17 protein-coding genes are annotated in these 20,460 nt (G+C 67.9%); 16 read left to right on the top strand and 1 reads right to left on the bottom strand.

Annotated features, from left to right (window positions below; genetic code table 11):
• The first annotated feature begins 137 nt into the window (after window positions 1-137).
• The 11 genes from FDN03_RS01910 (at window position 138) to FDN03_RS01960 (ending at window position 13,746) form a co-directional block, all read left to right on the top strand.
• The gene (locus FDN03_RS01910) at window positions 138-1,724 is read left to right on the top strand and encodes a GMC oxidoreductase (RefSeq protein ID WP_138173560.1); all 1,587 of its coding nucleotides are present in this window, start codon (window positions 138-140) and stop codon (window positions 1,722-1,724) included.
• 188 nt (window positions 1,725-1,912) lie between these two features.
• Window positions 1,913-3,115, top strand: coding sequence for an amidohydrolase (locus tag FDN03_RS01915; RefSeq protein ID WP_138173562.1), 1,203 nt, complete (start codon window positions 1,913-1,915; stop codon window positions 3,113-3,115).
• A 273-nt stretch (window positions 3,116-3,388) separates the two neighbouring features.
• Entirely contained in the window at window positions 3,389-4,477 is a 1,089-nt protein-coding gene (locus FDN03_RS01920) for a BMP family ABC transporter substrate-binding protein (RefSeq protein WP_138173564.1), read from the top strand.
• A gap of 120 nt (window positions 4,478-4,597) precedes the next feature.
• Window positions 4,598-6,139 (top strand): ABC transporter ATP-binding protein, encoded by a 1,542-nt coding sequence (locus tag FDN03_RS01925; RefSeq protein WP_138173566.1) that lies wholly within the window; start codon window positions 4,598-4,600, stop codon window positions 6,137-6,139.
• Window positions 6,136-7,359: an ABC transporter permease gene (locus FDN03_RS01930; RefSeq protein WP_246049725.1), complete on the top strand. Its 1,224-nt coding sequence runs from the start codon at window positions 6,136-6,138 to the stop codon at window positions 7,357-7,359. Before FDN03_RS01925 ends, FDN03_RS01930 begins: the two co-directional genes overlap by 4 nt.
• A complete protein-coding gene (locus FDN03_RS01935) occupies window positions 7,359-8,639 on the top strand; it encodes an ABC transporter permease (RefSeq protein WP_138173570.1) in 1,281 nt (426 codons plus the stop codon). Before FDN03_RS01930 ends, FDN03_RS01935 begins: the two co-directional genes overlap by 1 nt.
• 2 nt (window positions 8,640-8,641) lie before the next feature.
• Window positions 8,642-9,226, top strand: coding sequence for a cytidine deaminase (locus FDN03_RS01940; protein ID WP_349291702.1), 585 nt, complete (start codon window positions 8,642-8,644; stop codon window positions 9,224-9,226).
• Window positions 9,207-10,520: a thymidine phosphorylase gene (locus tag FDN03_RS01945; protein ID WP_138173572.1), complete on the top strand. Its 1,314-nt coding sequence runs from the start codon at window positions 9,207-9,209 to the stop codon at window positions 10,518-10,520. Before FDN03_RS01940 ends, FDN03_RS01945 begins: the two co-directional genes overlap by 20 nt.
• Window positions 10,521-10,867: 347 nt before the next feature.
• On the top strand, window positions 10,868-11,551 hold the full coding sequence (locus tag FDN03_RS01950; protein ID WP_249354203.1) for a DedA family protein: 684 nt from the start codon (window positions 10,868-10,870) through the stop codon (window positions 11,549-11,551).
• A 91-nt stretch (window positions 11,552-11,642) separates the two neighbouring features.
• A complete protein-coding gene (locus FDN03_RS01955) occupies window positions 11,643-12,857 on the top strand; it encodes an adenosine deaminase (RefSeq protein ID WP_138173576.1) in 1,215 nt (404 codons plus the stop codon).
• Between the two features lie 121 nt (window positions 12,858-12,978).
• Window positions 12,979-13,746 carry a class I SAM-dependent methyltransferase gene (locus tag FDN03_RS01960; RefSeq protein ID WP_171021094.1) on the top strand — a complete coding sequence of 256 codons (768 nt, stop codon included), beginning with the start codon at window positions 12,979-12,981 and terminating at the stop codon, window positions 13,744-13,746.
• A 39-nt stretch (window positions 13,747-13,785) separates the two neighbouring features.
• Here FDN03_RS01960 and FDN03_RS01965 read toward each other — a convergent pair whose 3' ends face one another.
• On the bottom strand, window positions 13,786-15,279 hold the full coding sequence (locus FDN03_RS01965; protein WP_138173578.1) for an aldehyde dehydrogenase family protein: 1,494 nt from the start codon (window positions 15,277-15,279) through the stop codon (window positions 13,786-13,788).
• A 196-nt stretch (window positions 15,280-15,475) separates the two neighbouring features.
• Between FDN03_RS01965 and FDN03_RS01970 the strand changes: the two genes are divergently transcribed.
• From FDN03_RS01970 to FDN03_RS01990, 5 genes are all read left to right on the top strand, one after another.
• Window positions 15,476-16,159, top strand: coding sequence for a MazG nucleotide pyrophosphohydrolase domain-containing protein (locus FDN03_RS01970; RefSeq protein WP_249354206.1), 684 nt, complete (start codon window positions 15,476-15,478; stop codon window positions 16,157-16,159).
• A gap of 91 nt (window positions 16,160-16,250) precedes the next feature.
• Window positions 16,251-17,531 (top strand): phosphopyruvate hydratase, encoded by a 1,281-nt coding sequence (eno, locus tag FDN03_RS01975; protein WP_138173582.1) that lies wholly within the window; start codon window positions 16,251-16,253, stop codon window positions 17,529-17,531.
• A gap of 134 nt (window positions 17,532-17,665) precedes the next feature.
• Window positions 17,666-18,541 carry a septum formation initiator family protein gene (locus FDN03_RS16900; RefSeq protein WP_283205472.1) on the top strand — a complete coding sequence of 292 codons (876 nt, stop codon included), beginning with the start codon at window positions 17,666-17,668 and terminating at the stop codon, window positions 18,539-18,541.
• 110 nt (window positions 18,542-18,651) lie between these two features.
• Window positions 18,652-19,338, top strand: a complete 687-nt coding sequence (locus FDN03_RS01985; RefSeq protein WP_138173584.1) for a DUF501 domain-containing protein — start codon at window positions 18,652-18,654, stop codon at window positions 19,336-19,338.
• Complete coding sequence (locus FDN03_RS01990; protein ID WP_138173586.1) at window positions 19,338-20,294, top strand: Ppx/GppA phosphatase family protein; 957 nt, start codon at window positions 19,338-19,340, stop codon at window positions 20,292-20,294. Before FDN03_RS01985 ends, FDN03_RS01990 begins: the two co-directional genes overlap by 1 nt.
• Window positions 20,295-20,460: the final 166 nt, after the last annotated feature.

Here is a 20,460-nt window from a genome sequence, read left to right on the forward strand (position 1 = left end):
GCGCGGCACGGCTTCGCTGACCCGGCGGCGGACGGGGCAGCAAACACAGACACAGACACTGAGCAAGACAATGCCAACGCAAGGTAACGCAGAAGTGTAGCAACGCAATCGTGCAGTAACGACGAGGAGAATGACTGATGCATCAGGACAGTGCAAAAACCGACTTCGACTACATCATCATCGGCGGCGGATCGGCCGGCGCCGTGGTGGCGGCCCGACTCAGTGAGGACCCCGAGGTCAGCGTGGCGCTGGTGGAGGCCGGCCCCGATGACCGCGGCATCGATGAGGTGCTGCAGCTGAACCGCTGGATGGAGCTGCTGGAGTCCGGGTACGACTGGGACTACCCGATCGAACCGCAGGAGAACGGCAACTCGTTCATGCGCCACTCGCGCGCGAAGGTGATGGGCGGATGCTCCAGCCACAACTCCTGCATCGCCTTCTGGGCCCCGCGCGAGGACCTGGATGAGTGGGAGAGCAAGTTCGGCGCCACCGGGTGGAACTCGCAGATGGCCTACCGGCTGTACAAGAAGCTGGAAACCAATGAGGACGCCGGGCCCGAGGCCCCGCACCATGGCGATTCCGGCCCGGTGAAGCTGATGAACGTTCCGGCCGAGGACCCCTGCGGCGTGGCCATCCTGGACGCCTGCGAGCAGATCGGCCTGCCCCGGAGGAAGTTCAACAACGATGAAACCGTGATCAACGGCGCGAACTTCTTCCAGATCAACCGCCGCGAAGACGGCACCCGCTCCTCCTCGTCGGTCTCCTACATCCACCCGATCCGGAACCGGAAGAACTTCACCCTGCTCACCGGCCTGCAGGCGCGCCAGCTGAACTTCGACGCCGAGCGCAACTGCACCGGCGTGGACGTGGTGGAGGGCGCGTTCGGGCGCACCACCACCCTGAACGCCCGGCGCGAGGTGATCGTCTCGGCCGGCGCGATCGACTCGCCCAAGCTGCTGATGCTCTCGGGCATCGGCCCGGCCGAGCACCTGTCCCAGGTGGGTGTGCAGGTCGTGGTCGACGCTCCGGGCGTCGGCGAGCACCTGCAGGACCACCCGGAGGGCGTGATCCAGTGGGAGGCCAAGAAGCCCATGGTGGAAACCTCCACCCAGTGGTGGGAGATCGGCATCTTCGCCGCCACCGAAGAGGGGCTGGACCGCCCGGACCTGATGATGCACTACGGGTCGGTGCCCTTCGACATGCACACCCTGCGCCAGGGCTACCCGAGCACCGAGAACGGCTTCTGCCTGACCCCGAACGTCACCCACGCCAAGTCGCGCGGCACCGTGCGCCTGCGCAGCCGGGACTTCCGCGACAAGCCGATGGTGGACCCGTGCTACTTCACCGACCCGGAGGGCCATGACCGCAAGGTGATGACCTACGGGATCCGCAAGGCCCGTGAGATCGTCGCGCAGTCCCCGATGGCCGAATGGGCGGGCCAGGAGCTCTACCCGGGACAGGACGTGCAGAGCGACGAGGAGATCTTCGACTACCTGCGCCGTACCCACAACACCGTGTACCACCCGGCCGGCACCGTGCGCATGGGCGCCGATGACGATGTGCTCTCCCCGCTGGATGCGCAGCTGCGCGTCAAGGGCGTCAAGGGCCTGCGCGTGGCCGACGCCTCGGTGATGCCCGAACTGGTGACCGTGAACCCGAACATCACCGTGATGATGATTGGTGAGCGCTGCGCCGAGATGATTCGCGAGGACCAGGCCTCCTAACCGGAGCCGGCTGCCAGACGGCAACGCCTCGGCCCCCGCGTCGCCCCCGTTTTTGGGGTGTGGTGCGGGGGCCGAGGTGTTTGGCAAGCCCTTGGCGTGGCCCTGGCATGGGCAGCAGTGTTTCACGGTTCGCTGCAAGATTACGCAGAAACTATCCCAGCGGACCTACCGACGCGTATCTTCGAAGGATGCGGACAGTGAAGTATCGGAATGCCACCATCCCCTCGGTCAAGCCCTGGGTTGAGCAGCTGCTGCCCGAATTGATCGACTTCCGGCGCGACGTGCACCGCAATCCGGAGCTGTCCTTCGCCGAATACCGCACCACCGAGATGATCCTGGCCCAGCTGCGGGCCGTCGGGCTGGAACCGGTGCCGATGAACAACACCGGCGCCTGGGTCGATGTGGGCCGCGGGGAGCTGGCCATCGGGCTGCGTGCGGACATCGACGCGCTGCCGGTGCTGGAGGAAACCGGCCTGCCCTACGCCTCGGTCAACGAGGGCGTGGCCCACGCATGCGGCCACGACATCCACACCACGGTCATGCTCGGGGCCGCGCTGACCCTGAAGAAGCTGGATGACGAGGGGCTGCTCAACGCCCGCGTGCGGGTGATCTTCCAGCCGGCGGAGGAGAAGATCCCCGGCGGCGCGCTGTCGGTGATCGAACAGGGCGTGCTGGATGAGGTGCCGCGCATCCTGGCGCTGCACTGCGACCCGCGCATCGACGTGGGGCAGATCGGCACCCGCATCGGGGCAATCACCTCGGCCAGCGACACCATCCGCATTGAGGTCAACGGCCGCGGCGGGCATACCTCGCGCCCGCACCTGACCGAGGACGTCGTGTTTGCGATGAGTCAGATCGCCACCCAGGTCCCGGCGGTGCTGGGCCGCAAGGTCGACGTGCGCTCGGCCGTGTCGGTGGTGTGGGGTCAGATTCACGCTGGCAGCGCCCCGAACGCGATTCCGGCCACCGGCTACCTGGCCGGAACCATGCGCTGCCTGGATGGGGAGGCCTGGTTCGCCGCCGGGCAGCTGCTGGATGAGACGGTCCGCCAGGTCTCGGCCCCCTACGGCGTGGAGATCAAGCTGCAGCACACCCGCGGGGTGCCGCCGGTGGTGAACACGGCCGAGGAGACCGGGCTGATTGAAAGCGCCGCCCGCTTTGAAATCGGCTCGCAGAACATCGGCTTGACCCCGCAGTCGATGGGCGGGGAGGACTTCGCCTGGATGACCCAGAAGGTTCCCGGGGCGATGTTGCGCCTGGGCACCCGCACCCCGGGCGGGGAGACGTTTGATCTGCACCGTGGGGACTATATTCCCGATGAGCGATGCATTGGGGTGGGGGTCTCGGTGATGGTCGGTGCGTGCTTGCGCGCGGTTGCGGACCTTGACTAGTGATTCTGCGCCCAGCCCGGGCGAAAATTTTTAGCGGATCTTTGACAATGACGTAAAACGCTCTGACGTGGCCTTTGACGTTAAGCGCTTGCCGTGAATGTGTTGCAAGTTACCGCTTTGTAATCTCCAGCCGGTGTACCTGTGCCTGATCTCATATAGGCTATGGAAACGATGGGATCGTTAGCACTGGCGCAGCGAACGGCAAAGTAGTTTTCCGCTGGGTTACAGGTGCCTGGCCTCCCGGATATCTCGCAACGCTCTATGGAGGATTACATGCGCTTCGCATCGCGTAAGGCCAGTGTGGCCGCTGCCATGCTCGGTATTTCTGCACTGGCCCTTTCCGCTTGTGGCCAGGCCCCGGAAGAAGGCGGCGCCAACGCCGACAACTCGGACTACACCGGCTGCATCGTCTCGGACTCCGGCGGCTTCGACGACCAGTCCTTCAACGAGTCCTCCTACCGCGGCCTGAAGAAGGCCGAAGAGGATCTGGGCATCCAGGCCAAGGAAGCCGAATCCAAGTCCAACGCCGACTTCGCCACAAACCTGCAGGGCATGATGAACGCCGGCTGCAACATGACCGTGACCATCGGCTTCCTGCTGGGTGACGCCACCGAGAAGGCCGCCGCGGAGAACCCGGACAAGCACTTCGCGATCGTTGACTTCCAGTACGAAAACGAAATCGAGAACGTCAAGCCGATCATCTACGACACCGCCCAGGCCGCGTTCCTGGCCGGCTATGTCGCCGCTGCCACTTCGAAGACCGGCACCGTGGCCACTTACGGCGGCATCAAGCTGCCGACCGTGACTATCTTCATGGACGGCTTTGCCGACGGCGTGGAGAAGTTCAACAAGGACAAGGGCGAGAACGTCAAGCTGCTGGGCTGGAACAAGGACAAGCAGGACGGCACCTTCACCGGCGACTTCGAGAAGCAGGACAAGGGCAAGCAGGTCACCAAGACCTTCATCAGCCAGGGTGCTGACGTGATCATGCCGGTCGCCGGGCCGGTCGGCAAGGGCTCCGGCGCCGCGGTGAAGGAAGAAAATGCGGCCGGCAAGGACGTCAAGCTCGTCTGGGTTGACTCCGATGGCTTTGAAACCGCTCCGGACTACAAGGACGTCATGCTCACCTCGGTCATCAAGACCATGGACCAGGCCGTCGAGGACGTCATCAAGGAAGACACCGAGGGCAACTTCGACGCCACCCCGTACGTGGGCACCCTGGAGAACGGCGGCGTGGACATCGCACCGTTCCACAACTTCGAAGATGAGGTCAGCGACGAGACCAAGTCCGAGGTGGAGGCGCTGAAGCAGCAGATCATCTCCGGCGAGCTGAAGGTCGAATCCCAGGCCAGCCCCAAGTAAGGGCCACAACACCCCTAACCGTCATGGAGCGTGCCACCGCTCACCGCCCGAGCGGTGCGCGGCTGGCGCGCTCCATGACTGTGTCCAACCTGAACCCAAACAACCAAAGATGGTGGGATCGTGAAACTCGAACTGCGGGGAATCTCCAAGGCCTTCGGTTCCTTCTATGCCAACAAGGGCATAGACCTGGTGGTCGATGACGGGCAAATCCACTGCCTGCTCGGCGAGAACGGCGCCGGCAAATCCACACTGATGAACGTGCTCTACGGGCTCTACGAGCCCACCGAGGGGCAGATCCTGGTCGACGACCAGCCGGTGGAGTTCAGCGGCCCGGGCGACGCGATGGCCGCGGGCATCGGCATGGTGCACCAGCACTTCATGCTGATCCCGGTCTTCACCGTGGCCGAGAACGTGGCGCTGGGTTCGGAGGCCACCAAGGCCGCCGGCGTGCTGGACCTGGATGTCACCCGGGCCAAGATCCGGGAGATTTCCGAACGCTATGGCTTCCACGTGGATCCGGACGCGCTGGTGGAGGACCTGCCGGTGGGTGTGCAGCAGCGCGTGGAAATCATCAAGGCGCTGGTGCGCGAGGCCAAGGTGCTGATCCTGGACGAGCCCACCGCGGTGCTCACCCCGCAGGAAACCGACGAGCTGCTGGAGATCATGCGCCAGCTCAAGGCCAACGGCACCTCGATCGTGTTCATTTCCCACAAGTTGCGCGAGGTCAAGGCGGTCTCCGATGTGATCACCGTGATCCGCCGCGGCGAGGTCGTGGGCAGCGTCGAACCGGACACCGACACCACCGAACTGGCCAACCTGATGGTGGGGCGCTCGGTGCAGCTGACCCTGCAGAAGGAGCCGGCGGTGCCCGGGGAGGCGACCTTCCAGGTGCGCGACCTGTCGGTCGTCGACGAGGCCGGCACCACGACCCTGGACCAGGTGTCCTTCGACATCCGCCAGGGCGAGATCCTGGCCGTGGCCGGCGTGCAGGGCAACGGCCAGACCGAATTGACCGAGGCGATCCTGGGCACCCAGGCGGTCACCGGCGGCTCGGTGAAGCTGCAGGGCAAGGAGCTAATCGGCCAGAGCGTGAAGCAGGTGCTGCGCTCGGGGGTCGGCTTCGTGCCCGAGGACCGTTCCGTGCACGGGCTGGTCGCCGAGTTCTCCATCGAGGAGAACCTGGTGCTGGACCTGTACGACCGTGCCCCCTTCGCCAAGGGGGTGTCGATGAACCTGGGCGAGCTGCGGCGCAACGCCGCCAAGCAGATCCAGGACTTCGACGTGCGCACCGACAACCAGCTGAACCCGGCCTCCAGCCTCTCGGGAGGCAACCAGCAGAAGGTGGTGATGGCGCGCGAGCTTTCCCGCCCGCTGAAGCTGTTCATCGCCTCGCAGCCCACCCGCGGCGTGGATGTGGGCTCGATCGAATTCCTGCATCGGCGGATCGTGGCCGAACGCGACGCCGGCACCCCGGTGATGATCGTGTCCACCGAGCTGGATGAGGTGATGGAGTTGGCCGACCGGATCGCGGTGCTCTACAAGGGCCGGGTCAACGGGATCGTGCCGGCCGGAACCCCACGCGAGGTGCTGGGACTGATGATGGCCGGGGTATCGGCCGAGGAAGCCATGGCGCAACACCAGGCGGAAGGAGAAGGCCAGTGAGCCAGACCAAGACCGTGCAGCCGCCCAACGGCGGCGCCGCGCAGCAGGGCAACGACCTGTTCCGCAAGATCACCCAGGGCCCGGGCATGGTCTCGGTGCTGGGGGTGATCGTGGCCCTGGTGATCGGCGGGCTGCTGATTGCCGTGACCGACGAGAAGGTCATCAAGACCGCCGGGTATTTCTTCGCCCGGCCCACCGACTTCCTCTCCGCGCTGTGGCACGCGGGCACCGAATCCTATGTGGCGCTGTTCAACGGCTCGATCTACAACTCGGCCCGGGGCTTCGCCCCGTTCCTGGAGACGCTGACCGTCTCCACGCCGCTGATCTGTGCCGGGCTGGGCGTGGCGCTGGCCTTCCGGGCCGGGCTGTTCAACATCGGCGCGCAGGGGCAGATCATCATCGGCGCGACGATGGCCGCCTACGCCGGGTTCGCCTGGCACCTGCCGATCGTGCTGCACCTGTTGGTCGTGATCATCTTCGGCCTGCTCGGCGGCGCGATCTGGGGCGGGCTGGTGGGCGTGCTCAAGGCCCGCACCGGCGCGCACGAGGTGATCTTGACGATCATGTTCAACTATGTGGCGCTGTACCTGCTGGACTACCTGATGAACACCGCGGCGTTCCGCCGCCCCGGAGGCACCAACCCGATCTCCCCGGTGCTTGATTCCACCGCCGTCTTCCCGGCGCTGCCCGGTTCCCGGCTGCACCTGGGGTTCCTGATGGCGATCGCGCTGACCATTTTCGTGGCCTGGCTGCTCAAGCGCTCCACGCTGGGCTTTGAGCTGCGCGCGGTGGGGCACAACCCGGCCGCCGCACAGACCGCCGGGGTGAACGTGGCCCGCGCGACCATGCTGGCGATGGCGTTGGCCGGGGCGCTGGCCGGGGCCGCGGGCGTGGCGCAGGTGGCGGGCACCGAGAAGGTGCTCACCGCCGGGATCGCCGGGTCGCTGGGTTTTGACGCGATCACCGTGGCGCTGCTGGGCCGCTCCACCCCATGGGGCACCTTCTTTGCCGGGCTGCTCTTTGGCGCCTTCCGCGCCGGCGCGGTGAACATGCAGATCTCCACCGGTACCCCGATCGACATCGTGCTGGTGGTCCAGTCCCTGATCGTGCTGTTCATTGCGGCCCCGCCGCTGGTGAAGGCGATCTTCGGCCTGAACAAGAAGAAGCGCGCGCGTGCCGCGTCCTCCAAGCGTCCCGTTTCGACTAAGGCTGGTGCCTGATGACCGCACAGACTTTGCCTACCTCCGTGCTGCCCACCCGTCCGGCGGTGCCGATCAAGACCCCGGTGTTCCTGTCGGTGATTGCCGTGCTGGTGCTGGTGGGCTTTGGCCTGCTGGGCAGCAGCGAGGCCGCGCACTTCCGCCTCTCCAGCGCCGGGGACGCGTTCGAACTGCCCACCCTGGTCTTCCCGGGCCAGGCCACCAACCTGGTGATCGGCGTGCTGCTGGCGGCCGGCGCGGTCTACTCCTGGGTGCGGCGCAGGCAGGGGCTGGCCACCGAACGCTGGATCGTGATCGTCTTCGCGGTCCTGTTCGTGCTTTCGTTCCTGATCTGGGTGGTCTCCGGAGCGAACGTGACCACCATTTCGCTGGCCTCCCTGCTGGCCGGGGCCGTGGTGCTGGCCGTGCCGCTGGTGTTCGGTTCGCTGTCCGGGGTGCTGTGCGAGCGGTCGGGCGTGGTGAACATCGCCATTGAGGGCCAGCTGCTGGCCGGCGCCTTCACCGCCGCGATCGTTGCCTCCACCACCGGCAACGTGTTCGCCGGGCTGGTCGCCGCCGGCGTGGCCGGGGCCCTGGTCTCACTGATCCTGGCATTGTTCTCCATCAAGTACCTGGTCAACCAGATCATCGTCGGCGTGGTGCTGAACGTGCTGGTCTCCGGGGTGACCGGGTTCCTGTTCACCACGGTGATGCAGCGCGACCCGGAACTGTTCAACTCGCCCGGGCGCCTGCCGATCATCGAGATTCCCGGGCTGAGCGCCATCCCGGTCATCGGCCCGATCCTGTTCAAGCAGTCCGTGGTCGGCTACCTGATGTACATTGCGGTGTTCCTGGTCTGGTTCGGGCTGTACAAGACCCGCTGGGGCCTGCGTGTGCGGGCGGTGGGCGAGCATCCCAAGGCCGCGGACACCCTGGGCATCAAGGTCAACGTGATGCGCTTTTGGAACGTCACCCTGGGCGGGATCGTGGCCGGCATCGGCGGCTCCTTCTTCACCCTGGTGGCCATCGACTCCTTCACCAAGGAGATCTCCGGCGGGCGCGGCTTCATCGCCCTGGCCGCGGTGATCTTCGGGCGCTGGAACCCGATCGGCGCGTTCATGGCGGCCCTGCTGTTCGGTTTCGCCGACAACCTGCAGGTGACCCTGACGATCATCGGCACCCCGGTGCCCAGCCAGTTCATGGCGATGATGCCCTATCTGGTGACCATCTTCGCCGTGGCCGGACTGGTGGGCCGCTCCCGCGGTCCGGCCGCGGTGGGCGAACCGTACACGAAGGAGTAGCCGTGCCGTCACAGCCCCGCCCGCAGGGCGATCCTGCGCAGATCCCGGTGCCCGAGGGCGGGCAGGAAGAGCGGATCTGGTCGCGGCTGCACGCCGCGGCCACCGCGGCCCTGGACAACGCCTACGTGCCGTACTCGAATTTCCAGGTCGGAGCCGCGGCCCTGAGCAGCGACGGGCGCCTGGTCTCCGGGTGCAACATCGAAAACGCGGCCTACGGGGTGACCCTGTGCGCCGAATGCTCGATGCTCGGCCAGCTGTTCGCCACCGGCGGCGGAACCCTGGCCCACTTCCTGTGCCTGGGCCGCCCCGTCGGCGGGCAGGCGGAGCTGATCACCCCGTGCGGGCGCTGCCGGCAGCTGCTCTACGAGCACCGCGGCAACCCGTTGCGGATCAAGACCGCCCGCGGGGTGCGCAGCATCGACGAGCTGCTGCCCGACGCATTCGGGCCGCAGAACCTGGAACGCACCGGACACCGCGAACCCGCCGGGCCGGGCCCGGCAGGAGCCGGGGCGCGGACACTACCTGAGACGCCAGCGCGGCAGAGCGCGCAGCAGGAGGAGGAGCAAGATGGCAATGGAGGCCTTTGACGCGGTTGAGGTGATCCGCACCAAACGCGACGGCGGGCGGCTGAGCCCGCAGATGATCGACTGGACCATCGACGCCTACACCCGCGGGGTGATCGCCGAGGAGCAGATGGCGGCGCTGAACATGGCGATCTTCCTGAACGGGATGGACCGGGCGGAAATCGCGCGCTGGACCACCGCGATGATCAACTCCGGACAGCGCATGGACTTCTCCACGCTCACCGACGCCTCCGGGCGGCGCCTGGCGACCACCGACAAGCACTCCACCGGCGGGGTGGGGGACAAGATCACCCTGCCGCTGGCGCCCCTGGTGGCGGTGTTCGGGGTGGCGGTCCCGCAGCTGTCCGGGCGCGGGCTGGGGCACACCGGAGGCACCCTGGACAAGCTCGAATCCATTCCCGGATGGCGGGCCAACCTGAGCAATGAGCAGATGTTCGCCCAGCTATCCGAGGTCGGCGCCGTGATCTGCGCGGCCGGGGCGGGGCTGGCGCCGGCGGACAAGAAGCTCTATGCGCTGCGCGACGTCACCGGCACCGTGGAGGCCATCCCGCTGATCGCCTCCTCCATCATGAGCAAGAAGATCGCCGAGGGCACCGGCACCCTGGTGCTGGATGTGAAGGTCGGCTCCGGGGCGTTCATGAAGGACGAGGCCAGCGCGCGCGAACTGGCAACCACCATGGTCAACCTGGGCGCGGACGCGTCGGTGAACACCGTGGCGCTGCTGACCAACATGGACACCCCGCTGGGGCTGAGCGCCGGCAACGCGATCGAGGTCGCCGAATCGGTGCAGGTCCTGGCCGGCGGCGGACCGCAGGACGTGGTTGAGCTGACCGTGGCGCTGGCCGAGGAAATGCTGGCCGGTGCCGGGGTGCGCGATGTGGACGTGCGCGCGGCGCTGAACGACGGGCGGGCGATGGACAAGTGGCGGGCCATGATTTCCGCCCAGGGCGGGGACCCGGACGCGCCGCTGCCGCAGGCGAAGGAATCGCACACGATCTACGCCCCGGCCGAGGGCAGCGTGCTGCGCCTGGACGCGATGGACATCGGCCTGGCCGCCTGGACGCTGGGCGCCGGGCGGGCCCGCAAGGAGGATGCGGTGCAGGCCGGGGCGGGGGTGCAGCTGCACGTCAAGCCCGGGGCCCTGGTGCGCCGCGGGCAGCCGATCGCCACCCTGCTGACCGACACCCCCCAAAAAATCGAGCGCGCCGCGGCGCTGGTGGAACGCTCCCTGGTGCTCGGGGCCGAATCCGACCGGGCCGACACCCGGCTGATCATCGAGCGCATCACCGCCAGCTAGCGGGGTGAAACCCAGCCGCTGCACGGCCACGGGCCGCCTGCCTCCACCACCGGTGGGAGCCGGCGGCCCGTGGCGTATGCCGCGCCGGATCGGTCCACGGCCTTGCCCTGGTGCAGGTGCGCAGTGCCGGTGAATCAGCTGGCGCGGCGGAACTTCTGCCCGGCGCGGTTCGTTGTGCCAGACAAGAATTCTCCTGGCCCAACGGCCTCAACCCACGGGTGGAGACCGGGCCGGCGCAGATCATCACTTTCGGGGGTGTGCGTGCCCGGCCCGGTGGGAGACAATGGAAGGCAGAAGCCCGGGGGACGGCTCCGGGCAGCGAGGAAGCGACGTACGCACCCATGGAAATGGTCAATGAGGCAATCATGCAGGCCGCCAGCGCCTGGTGGGTTTTGCCGTTGCTGTTTGCCTTCTGCCTGATCGACGGCGTGTTCCCGGTCGTTCCCTCGGAGACCTTCCTGGTGTCGCTGGCCGCGGTCGGCTTCGGCAGCGGCAGCCCCAACCTGCTGCTGATTTTTTTGATCGGGGTGGCCGGAGCCATCATCGGCGACCAGATCACCTTCCGGATTGGACGCAGCATCGGCTACCGGCAGTTCGCGTGGATGCGTTCGGGCCGGGCCAAGAGGGTGCTGGACTTCGCGGCCCGCAAACTGGAAACCTCCGGTGCGCTGCTGATCTTCACCGCCCGCTACATCCCGCTGGGGCGCGTGGCGGTGAACCTGACCGCCGGGGCGACCGGCTACTCGTACCAGCGTTTCACGTTCTTCGACGTCATCGGGTGCATCACCTGGGGCGGCTACTCGGTGGGGATCGGCGCGGTCGCCGGAAACTGGCTGTCTGACAACAAGCTGCTGGGCGTGGTGCTCTCGGTGGCGATCGCCCTGGTGCTGGGGTTCATCATCGACCGGATCGTGAACAAGATCCTGGAGGCGGTGCACCGCAAGCGACTGCGGCGGCTGCAGGCCGAGCGCGGCGGCGCGGAGGGAAAAGCCCGTGAAACCGTCCCGCCCGGTGAGCTGGACGCGAATTAACCCGCAGCACCAATAACCGCCCCCAAGATGTGTCCTTTTCTTCAGCCGTGGTGGCTATCTGTCCGGCCCAAATGCGGCTAGGCTCGACACTGTGACTGAAGAACTGATTCATCTTGCCTATGATCCCGAATTCGACTTCCGCGATCTGCCCAAAATCTCCCTGCACGACCACCTGGATGGTGGGCTGCGCCCGCAGACCATCATCGAACTGGCAGCCGAGGTGGGCCACACCCTGCCCGCGGACGACGCCGAATCACTGGGCGAATGGTTCCGTGAGTCCGCCGACTCCGGGTCGCTGCCGCGCTACCTGGAAACCTTTGAGCACACCATCGCGGTGATGCAGACCAAGGGCGCCCTCAAGCGGGTGGCCAGCGAGTTCGTGGAGGACCTGGTCGCCGACGGGGTCATCTACGGTGAGGTGCGCTGGGCGCCGGAACAGCACCTGGCCAAGGGGCTGAGCCTGGACGAGGCCGTGGAGGCGGTGCAGGCGGGCCTGGACGAGGCCGTGGAGCGGCTGACCGAGGAAGGCCACCTGATCCAGGTGGGCCAGCTGGTCACCGCGATGCGCCACGCCGATCGCGGCAAGGAGATCGCCGAGCTGGCGCTGCGCCACCGCGGCGACGGGGTGGTCGGCTTCGACATCGCCGGCGCCGAGGAGGGCTTCCCGCCCTCGCGCATGGCCGAGGCGTTCGACCTGCTGGCCGAGAACTTCTTCCCCACCACCGTGCACGCCGGTGAGGCGGCCGGGATCGACTCCATCAAGGAGGCCATCCTGATCGGCCGCGCCCAGCGCCTGGGCCACGGGGTGCGCATCGCCGAGGACATCACCATCGAATTCGGTGGGGTGGACGATGAAGGCGAGCAGGTGGGGGAGGACACCGGCCTGGTTTCGCTGGGCCAGGTCGCCAACTGGGTGCGTGAACGCGGCATTCCGCTGGAAATCTGCCCGTCCTCGAACCTGCAGACCGGGGCGAGCGCCGGATTTGGCCAGGGCATCGAGAACCATCCGATCGACCTGCTGGTGCAGACCGGGTTCAACGTGACCATCTCCCCGGACAACCGGCTGATGAGCGGCACCACGCTCTCGGACGAGTACGAGCTGCTGGTGGAGGCGTTCGACTACGACCTGGAAGACCTGCTGGATCTGACCCTGAACGCCGCCGAGGCCGCCTTCGTGCCGCTGGAGGTGCGCGAGATGATGGTCGAGTACATCAACGACGCCTACGCGGACCTGCTGGACGACGAGGATGATGACTTCGACGATGAGTACGACGAAGACGACTTCGACGAGGACGATGAGGACTAAGCATCCACCTCAGCCATCCACCGCGGGTGGCTGAAACACGCACCGCGGGCCGGTGCCGGGTAATCCACGTGATTGCCCGGCGCCGGCCCGCCGTGCTTGGCAGCGGGGAGCAGTGAAAGGCATGGGGGAGCAATACGCGGCACGGCTCGTCGACCTCTACGACGCGGACAATCCCGACGGGCCGGATCATGACTACTACCGGGAGCTGGCTGCACGTCATGTGGCCAACAGCATCCTGGATCTGGGGTGCGGCACCGGAATCCTGACCGTCACCTTCGCCGGGCCGGGCCGGCAGGTCACCGGAGTGGACCCCTCCGCCGCGATGCTCGACTACGCCCGCCGCCATCCCGGCGCCCAGGCGGTGCGCTGGATCCACGGCGACAGCCGGCTGCTGCCGGACGGACCCTACGACCTCATGGTGATGACGGGGAACGTTGCCCAGCACATTGCCGATCCACAGTGGCAGCGGACCCTGTCGGACCCTGTCGGACCTGCGCGCCCGGGCGGCTGCCGGGGCGGTGCTGGCCTTCGAATCCCGGAACCCCGCGGCGCGGGCCTGGGAAACCTGGGGACAGGAGGAACCCGAAATCAGGCACACCCCGCACGGACCGCTGGCGGAACGGTGCACTGTCACCGAACAAGGCCACGGGCGGGTCCTGCTGCGATTCGACAACCACTTTCTGGCCACCGGGGAGAGGATCGGGCAGGAAACGCTGCTGACCTTCCGCGACCGGTCCACCCTGGCACGGCAACTGCAGGCGGCGGGGTTCAAGGTCAGCGCGGTATGGGGCACCTGGCGGCGCACCCCCTTCCGGGGACACGAGCCGATCATGGTGTTCGAGGCGCTGGCGTGGGACTCGGCAACAACGCACTGACGGCGGCACCTTAGCTGAAGGTGCCGCCCGGAGTGCTGGTGTTTACTGGAACGCTAGAACGGGTACTTCTTGGCGGTGCCCTGCACGCCGATCCAGTGGTCGGTGGTGAACTCCTCGATCGCCCACTCGCCGTTGAAGCGCCCCAGCCCGGAGTTCTTCTCCCCGCCGAACATCACGTGCGGTTCATCGTTGGCGGTGATGTCGTTGATGTGCGTCATCCCGGCCTTGATGCCGCGGGCAAAACGCACCCCGCGCTCGATGTCGCTGGTGAACACGGCCGAGGAGAGCCCGAACTCGGTGTCGTTGGCCAGGCGCAGCGCCTCGGCCTCATCCGCCGCCCGGGTAATGCCGACCACCGGCCCGAAGATCTCCTCGCGGAACAGCTCCATTTCCGAGGTCACCTCCGCGAAGACGTGTGGGGCGATGACCCGCCCGGTGATCGGGCCGGCCACCACCGGCCGGGCGCCCTGCTCGCGGGCGGTGTCGATCTTGCCGCGCAGGCCGGCCAGCTGCGAGTCGTTGATGATCGGCCCGACCAGGGTGGCCGGGTCGGCCGCGTCCCCATACTTCAGTTCCTTGACCTGGGCGGCGAAGCGTTCGACGAACTCATCGTAGACGGCGTCCTCGACGATGATCCGGTTGATCGCCATGCAGATCTGGCCCTGGTGCAGGAACTTGCCCAGCGCCGCGGCCTTCACCGCCTGGTCCAGGTCCGCGTCGGAGAGCACCACGAACGGGGCGTTGCCGCCCAGTTCCAGCGAGACCCGCTTCATGCGCTCGCCGGCGATCGCCAGCTTGCCCACGTTCTGGCCCACCGGGGTGGAGCCGGTGAAGGAGACCAGGGAGGGGGTGGGGTGGGTGACCACATGATCCCCGATTTCAGAGCCGGAACCGATCACGGTGTTCAGCGCCCCGGCCGCCAGCCCGGCGGTCTCAAACGCCTTGGCCAACACCAGGGCACCGGTCAACGGGGTGTCCGAGGCCGGCTTGAGCACCACCGTGTTGCCCAGCGCCAGGGCCGGGGCCACCGAGCGCGCCGAAAGCAGCAGCGGGAAATTCCAGGGGCTGATTACCGCCACCACCCCGACCGGTTCACGGTAGACGCGGTTTTCCTTGCCCGGGGCGTTGGAGGGCAGGATCTTGCCGTGCACGCGGGTGGGGAAGGTGGCCGCCTCCCGGATCGCGGCGATCGTGCCGGACAGTTCGATGTTCGCCTTCAGGTGGCTGGAGCCGGATTCGGCGACCAGCAGCTGCAGCACCTGCTCGAAGTGCTCCTGCAGGTAGTCCGCCGCCTTGCCCAGCACGGCGCTGCGCTTGGCCGGAGGCAGGCTGGCCCAGCCCGGCTGGGCGTCGGCGGCCGCCTGGTAGGCCGCATCCACATCGGCCGTGGAGGCCTGGCGGATCTCGGCCAGCAGGGTGTCGTCAAAGGGGTTGGTGGTGCGCAGCGTGCGCTGGGAGGTGCCTTCGCGCCACTGCCCGCCGATGAACAGTTCACTGGGCAGCTGATCGAGAAACTGGGGGCTGGTGAGGGTGTGCGGCTCGGTCATGGCAGGTCCTTTCGCAGGTTCCCGGATGGTGGGCGGGTCCCGGCAGGGCATTGCCCCCGTGCAGCGGCACGGGGGCGCTACGCGCGTTCCGGGACCGGGGAGGACGCCCAGCGTGCTCGCTGCGACGCCCATCACCCCCAGCGTAGGCCACCGGGTGGGGCCAGCAGCGCGGGTTGCGGGGATTAGCATGGTTTTCATGGCTGAAACCGAGACCGAGCAACTGCTGGAGACCATCGGGATCCTGCGCACCCACTGCGCCTGGACGCGGGCGCTGACCCACCAGTCGCTGCGCACCTACCTGGTGGAGGAGGCCTATGAGGTGATCGACGCGATCGGGGCCGGAAACCCGCAGGAGCTGCGCGACGAACTGGGGGACCTGCTGCTGCAGATCGTGCTGCACGCCCAGATCGCCAGCGAGGCCGGACAGTTCGGCTTCGACGACGTGGCCAACGGGCTGCGCCAGAAGATGCTGCGCCGCAACCGGCACATCTTCGACGAGCACGGGCAGCTGCGCGGGGACATCACCCAGGATGTGGCCACCATCATCGAGACCTGGGATGCGGCCAAGGCGGAGGAACAGCGCGGGCGCCGGCCCCGGGCCGGGCTGCCTGCCGGGCTGCCGGCCCTGACCCTGTCCCAGAAGCTGCATTCCCGCCAGGCCCGCGCCGGGCGGCCGGTGGCGCCCGAGCACCAGGGCGGGGGAGCCCTGGCTGCGGCGGTGAACGACGAGCAGCAGCTCGCCGCGGCCCTGATGGGGCTCACCGCCCGGGCCAGCGAACTGGGCCTGGACGCGGAGGCGGTGCTGCGCGACGCGCTGACGGCCCGCTATGCCCAGCCCGGTGATGACACATCGTCGCCGGAAACCCCGGGTAAGCGCTAGGCTAGGAACCAGGCAACGGTGCCAACGGTCAATCTGGACCGCTGGATTGACTTGCCCCTCGACCACCCCTTTATACAAGGAGTCCAAACTCATGGCATTGATTGACGCCATCCACGCGCGTGAAATCCTTGATTCCCGCGGCAACCCGACCGTTGAGGTCGAAGTCCTGCTCACCGACGGCTCCCACGGCCGCGCGGCTGTTCCCTCGGGCGCCTCCACCGGGCAGTTCGAGGCCGCGGAGCGCCGCGACGGAGACAAGAAGCGCTACCAGGGCAAGGGCGTGCTCGGTGCCGTTGAGGCAGTGATCGAAGAGATCGCCGGGGAACTGGAAGGCATGGATGCCACCGACCAGCGTGCCATCGACCAGGCCATGATCGACCTGGACGGCACCAGCAACAAGTCCAAGCTGGGCGCCAACGCCATCCTGGGCGTCTCCCTGGCCGTGGCCACCGCCGCCGCCACCAGCGCCAACCTTCCGCTGTTCAAGTACCTGGGCGGCCCGAACGCCCACGTGTTGCCGGTGCCGCTGATGAACATCCTCAACGGCGGCTCGCACGCCGACTCCGACGTGGACATCCAGGAGTTCATGATCGCCCCGATCGGCGCCGAGACCTTCTCCGAGGCCCTGCGCTGGGGTGTTGAGGTCTACCACAACCTCAAGTCCGTGCTGAAGGAAAAGGGCCTGTCCACCGGCCTGGGCGACGAGGGCGGCTTCGCCCCGAACCTGCCCAGCAACCGTGCCGCCCTGGAGCTGATCACCGAGGCGATCCAGCGGGCCGGCTACACCCCGGGCCAGGACATCGCCCTGGCGCTGGACGTGGCCTCCTCCGAGTTCTTCGAGAACGGCTCCTACCAGTTCGAGGGCCAGCAGCGTTCGGCCCAGCAGATGAGCGACTACTACGCCCAGCTGGTCGCCGACTTCCCGCTGGTCTCCATCGAGGACCCGCTGGATGAGAACGACTGGGAGGGCTGGAAGACCCTGACCGACGCGATCGGGGAAAAGGTGCAGCTGGTGGGCGATGACCTGTTCGTCACCAACCCGCAGCGCCTGGCCGAGGGCATCGAGAAGGACATCGCCAACTCGCTGCTGGTCAAGGTCAACCAGATCGGTTCGCTGACCGAAACCCTGGATGCGATCACCATGGCCCAGCGTGCCGGCTACACCACCATCACCTCGCACCGTTCGGGGGAGACCGAGGACGTGACCATCGCCGAGATCTGCGTGGCCACCAACGCCGGACAGATCAAGACCGGCGCCCCGGCCCGCTCCGAGCGCGTGGCCAAGTACAACCAGCTGCTGCGCATCGAGGAGGACCTCGGTGATGCAGCTATCTACGCCGGCGCCAGCGCCTTCCCGCGTTTCAACAGCTAATTGCCAGTGATAGCGATTAAGCTCGTCGGTAGGAACCTGCCGGCGGGCTTCGTCGTTTAACGACGCGTACCGCCGCACGGTACCGCCGGCCACAGACCAAAGAATGGGGGAGCATGGCTCAGCGACCACCACGAATGCCTCGTCGACCGACCCCCAAGCGACCCGAGGGGAACGGCGAACCAGACGCCCAGGACGCGGGCACCGGTGCGGCGCACCCCGGCAGCGGGTCGATGACGGAGCACCGGCAGGGGCCACGCCCCGCCGCGGCCCGCCCCTCCGCCAGCGGGCCGCACGCCGCGGGGCACACCGCACCCCGTGCCACCAGCGCCAAGGTGGTCCCGCTGGATCCCGAGCAGCGCTGCGCCCCGCCCACCGAACTGCCCACCGACGCGATCAACGTGGTGCCCAGCCCGCGGCCCCGCCCGGCCGGACGCCGCCGCGCCCCCGACCCGGAAGCCACCCCGACCCCGGGCAAGAGCGCGCGCTCCCCGCGGCTGGAGCGGGCCAAGCAGAAGCAGTCCCAGCGCCGCCGGGTGGACCGGGTCAAGTTCTCCGCCGCGGTGCGCCGCAACCCCGCCGAGGCCCAGCCCCCTACCCAGCCGGCCGAACCCGGCGGGGAGCCGGTGGCCGCGCACCGCTTCTCTGGACGCGTCGCCGCCCTGCTGGTGGTGCTCGCCTTCTTCGCGGTGATGCTGGTGCCCACGGTGAACCACTACCGCGCCCAGATGCAGGAGATCAACGAGCTGCGCGCTTCGATCACCGCCATGGAGGCCGAACGCGACGCGCTGAAAGAGGAGATCGCCCGCTGGGACGACCCGCTGTACATCAAGCAGCAGGCCCGCGACCGGATAAACTTGGTGATGCCCGGTGAGCGGGTGTACATGGTGGTCGGTGAACGGCCCTCCGCGCAGGAGGACGAACAGGCCAACGGCAGCACCTATGAGGTGCGCCAGGAACTGCCCTGGGTCGACGCCCTGCTGGACTCGGTGCGCCGTTCGGCCACCGACTGACCAAACCGGTCCCGGCCCCGCACCGGCCCGCCGCCACCGGCCCCGAATGACCCGAAGTCCCCTTTGTTGCGGACCCAAGACCTACGACGCAAGCGGAAGAGCAGTGAGACGTGAGCAACCAGCGAATTCATGAGGCCCTGGACGCCGCCGGGCGCACCCCCAGCGAGAAGGACCTGGAAACCCTCAGCCGGCAGCTGAACCGCCCGGTGCGCGACGTGGTGGAGATCGGGGCGCGCTGCGTATGCGGCAACCCGCTGGTGGCCACCACCGCCCCGCGGCTGTCCTCCGGCATCCCGTTCCCCACTACCTACTACCTGACCCACCCGGTGGTCACCTCGGCCGTTTCCCGCCTGGAGGCCGCCGGGGTGATGAACCAGATGAACGAACGGCTCGGGCAGGACCCGCAGCTGGCCGCCGCCTACCGCGAAGCCCACGAATCCTACCTGGCCAACCGGGACGCGATTGGTCGGCGTTCGGGCACCGGTGAGGTTCCGGAGATCGCCGGGGTCTCGGCCGGGGGCATGCCCACCCGCGTGAAGTGCCTGCACGTGCTGGTCGGCCATTCCCTGGCCGCCGGGGAAGGGGTCAACCCGCTGGGCGACGAGGCGCTGGCCGGGATCGCCGAATGGTGGACCAAGGACGTGTGCTACTGCACCGGGGCCTGGGACACGAAGGGCCCGGCCCCCAGCCGGGACCGCTCCCGGCACGTAAAAACCCAGGCGGTGGATCCGGAAGTCAAACGCGCCGAGCGTGCCCGCAAGCGGGCCGAACGCCAGGCGGCAGGGGAGGAGAGCTAATGCGGGTAGCCGGGATCGACTGCGGCACCAATTCCATCAGGCTGCTGATCGCCGAGGCCAGCCAGGGCGCCGACGGCGTGCAGCTGGCCGACGTCGAGCGGCGCATGCAGATCGTGCGCCTGGGCCAGGGCGTGGACGCCACCGGGCGGTTCGCCCCCGAGGCCCTGGAACGCACCTACGCGGCGGTGCGCGACTACGCCGCGCTGATCGAGCAGCACCAGGTGGCGCACACCCGCTTCGTGGCCACCTCCGCCACCCGCGACGTGGCCAACCGCGAGGAGTTCCTGGACACCATCGAGCAGATCCTTTCGGTGCGCCCCGAGGTGATCAGCGGCCAGGAGGAAGCGGCGCTGTCCTTCGCCGGGGCGACCGGCGTGCTGCCGGCCGATGCGGCCGGGGAGCGGATGGTCATCGACCTGGGTGGGGGATCCACCGAGTTCGTGATCGGCGCCGGACGCACCCCGCGCACCGCGGTGAGCCTGGACATAGGCTGCGTGCGGGTCACCGAACGCTTCTTCTCCGACGGGCTGGGTGGACTGGATGCCCGCAGCCAGGCTGCGGACTTCATCGACAACCAGCTGCGCGTGCTCGAATCCCTGGACCTGTCCCAGCTGACCGGGCTGGTCGGGGTCGCCGGGACCATCACCACGCTGACCGCCCAGGCGCTGGGGCTGGAGCACTACGACTCGCAGCGCATCCACGGCGCGCAGCTGGACTTCTGCCAGATGCGTGAGGCGACCGGCGCGATCCTGGGCATGAACCGGGCCCAGCGTGCGGCGCTGGGCTTCATGCACCCCGGACGCGTGGACGTGATCCAGGCCGGGGCGCTGATCGTGGAGCGCATCCTTTCCCACGTGCACCGGGCCACCAGCGGCCGGGTTGAGCGGATCACCGCCTCGGAACACGATATCCTCGATGGCATTGCCGCCTCGGTGGCCGCCCTGCACACCGCCTAGGCCCCAGGGGCCACCTTGGCCTCGGAGCCACCCTTGAGACCCACCCACCACACACCCGCACCCGATCATGCGTCACGGCCAGCCGGCCGGCGGCCCGGGGACTAGGAGGAAACCGTGTTCGCACGCACCGGGCCCCGGATCACCCGCACCCTAGGCACGCTGCTGG

Origin of the sequence: Glutamicibacter sp. V16R2B1, assembly GCF_005774635.1 — a bacterium.
Taxonomy (GTDB): Bacteria; Actinomycetota; Actinomycetes; order Actinomycetales; family Micrococcaceae; genus Glutamicibacter; species Glutamicibacter creatinolyticus.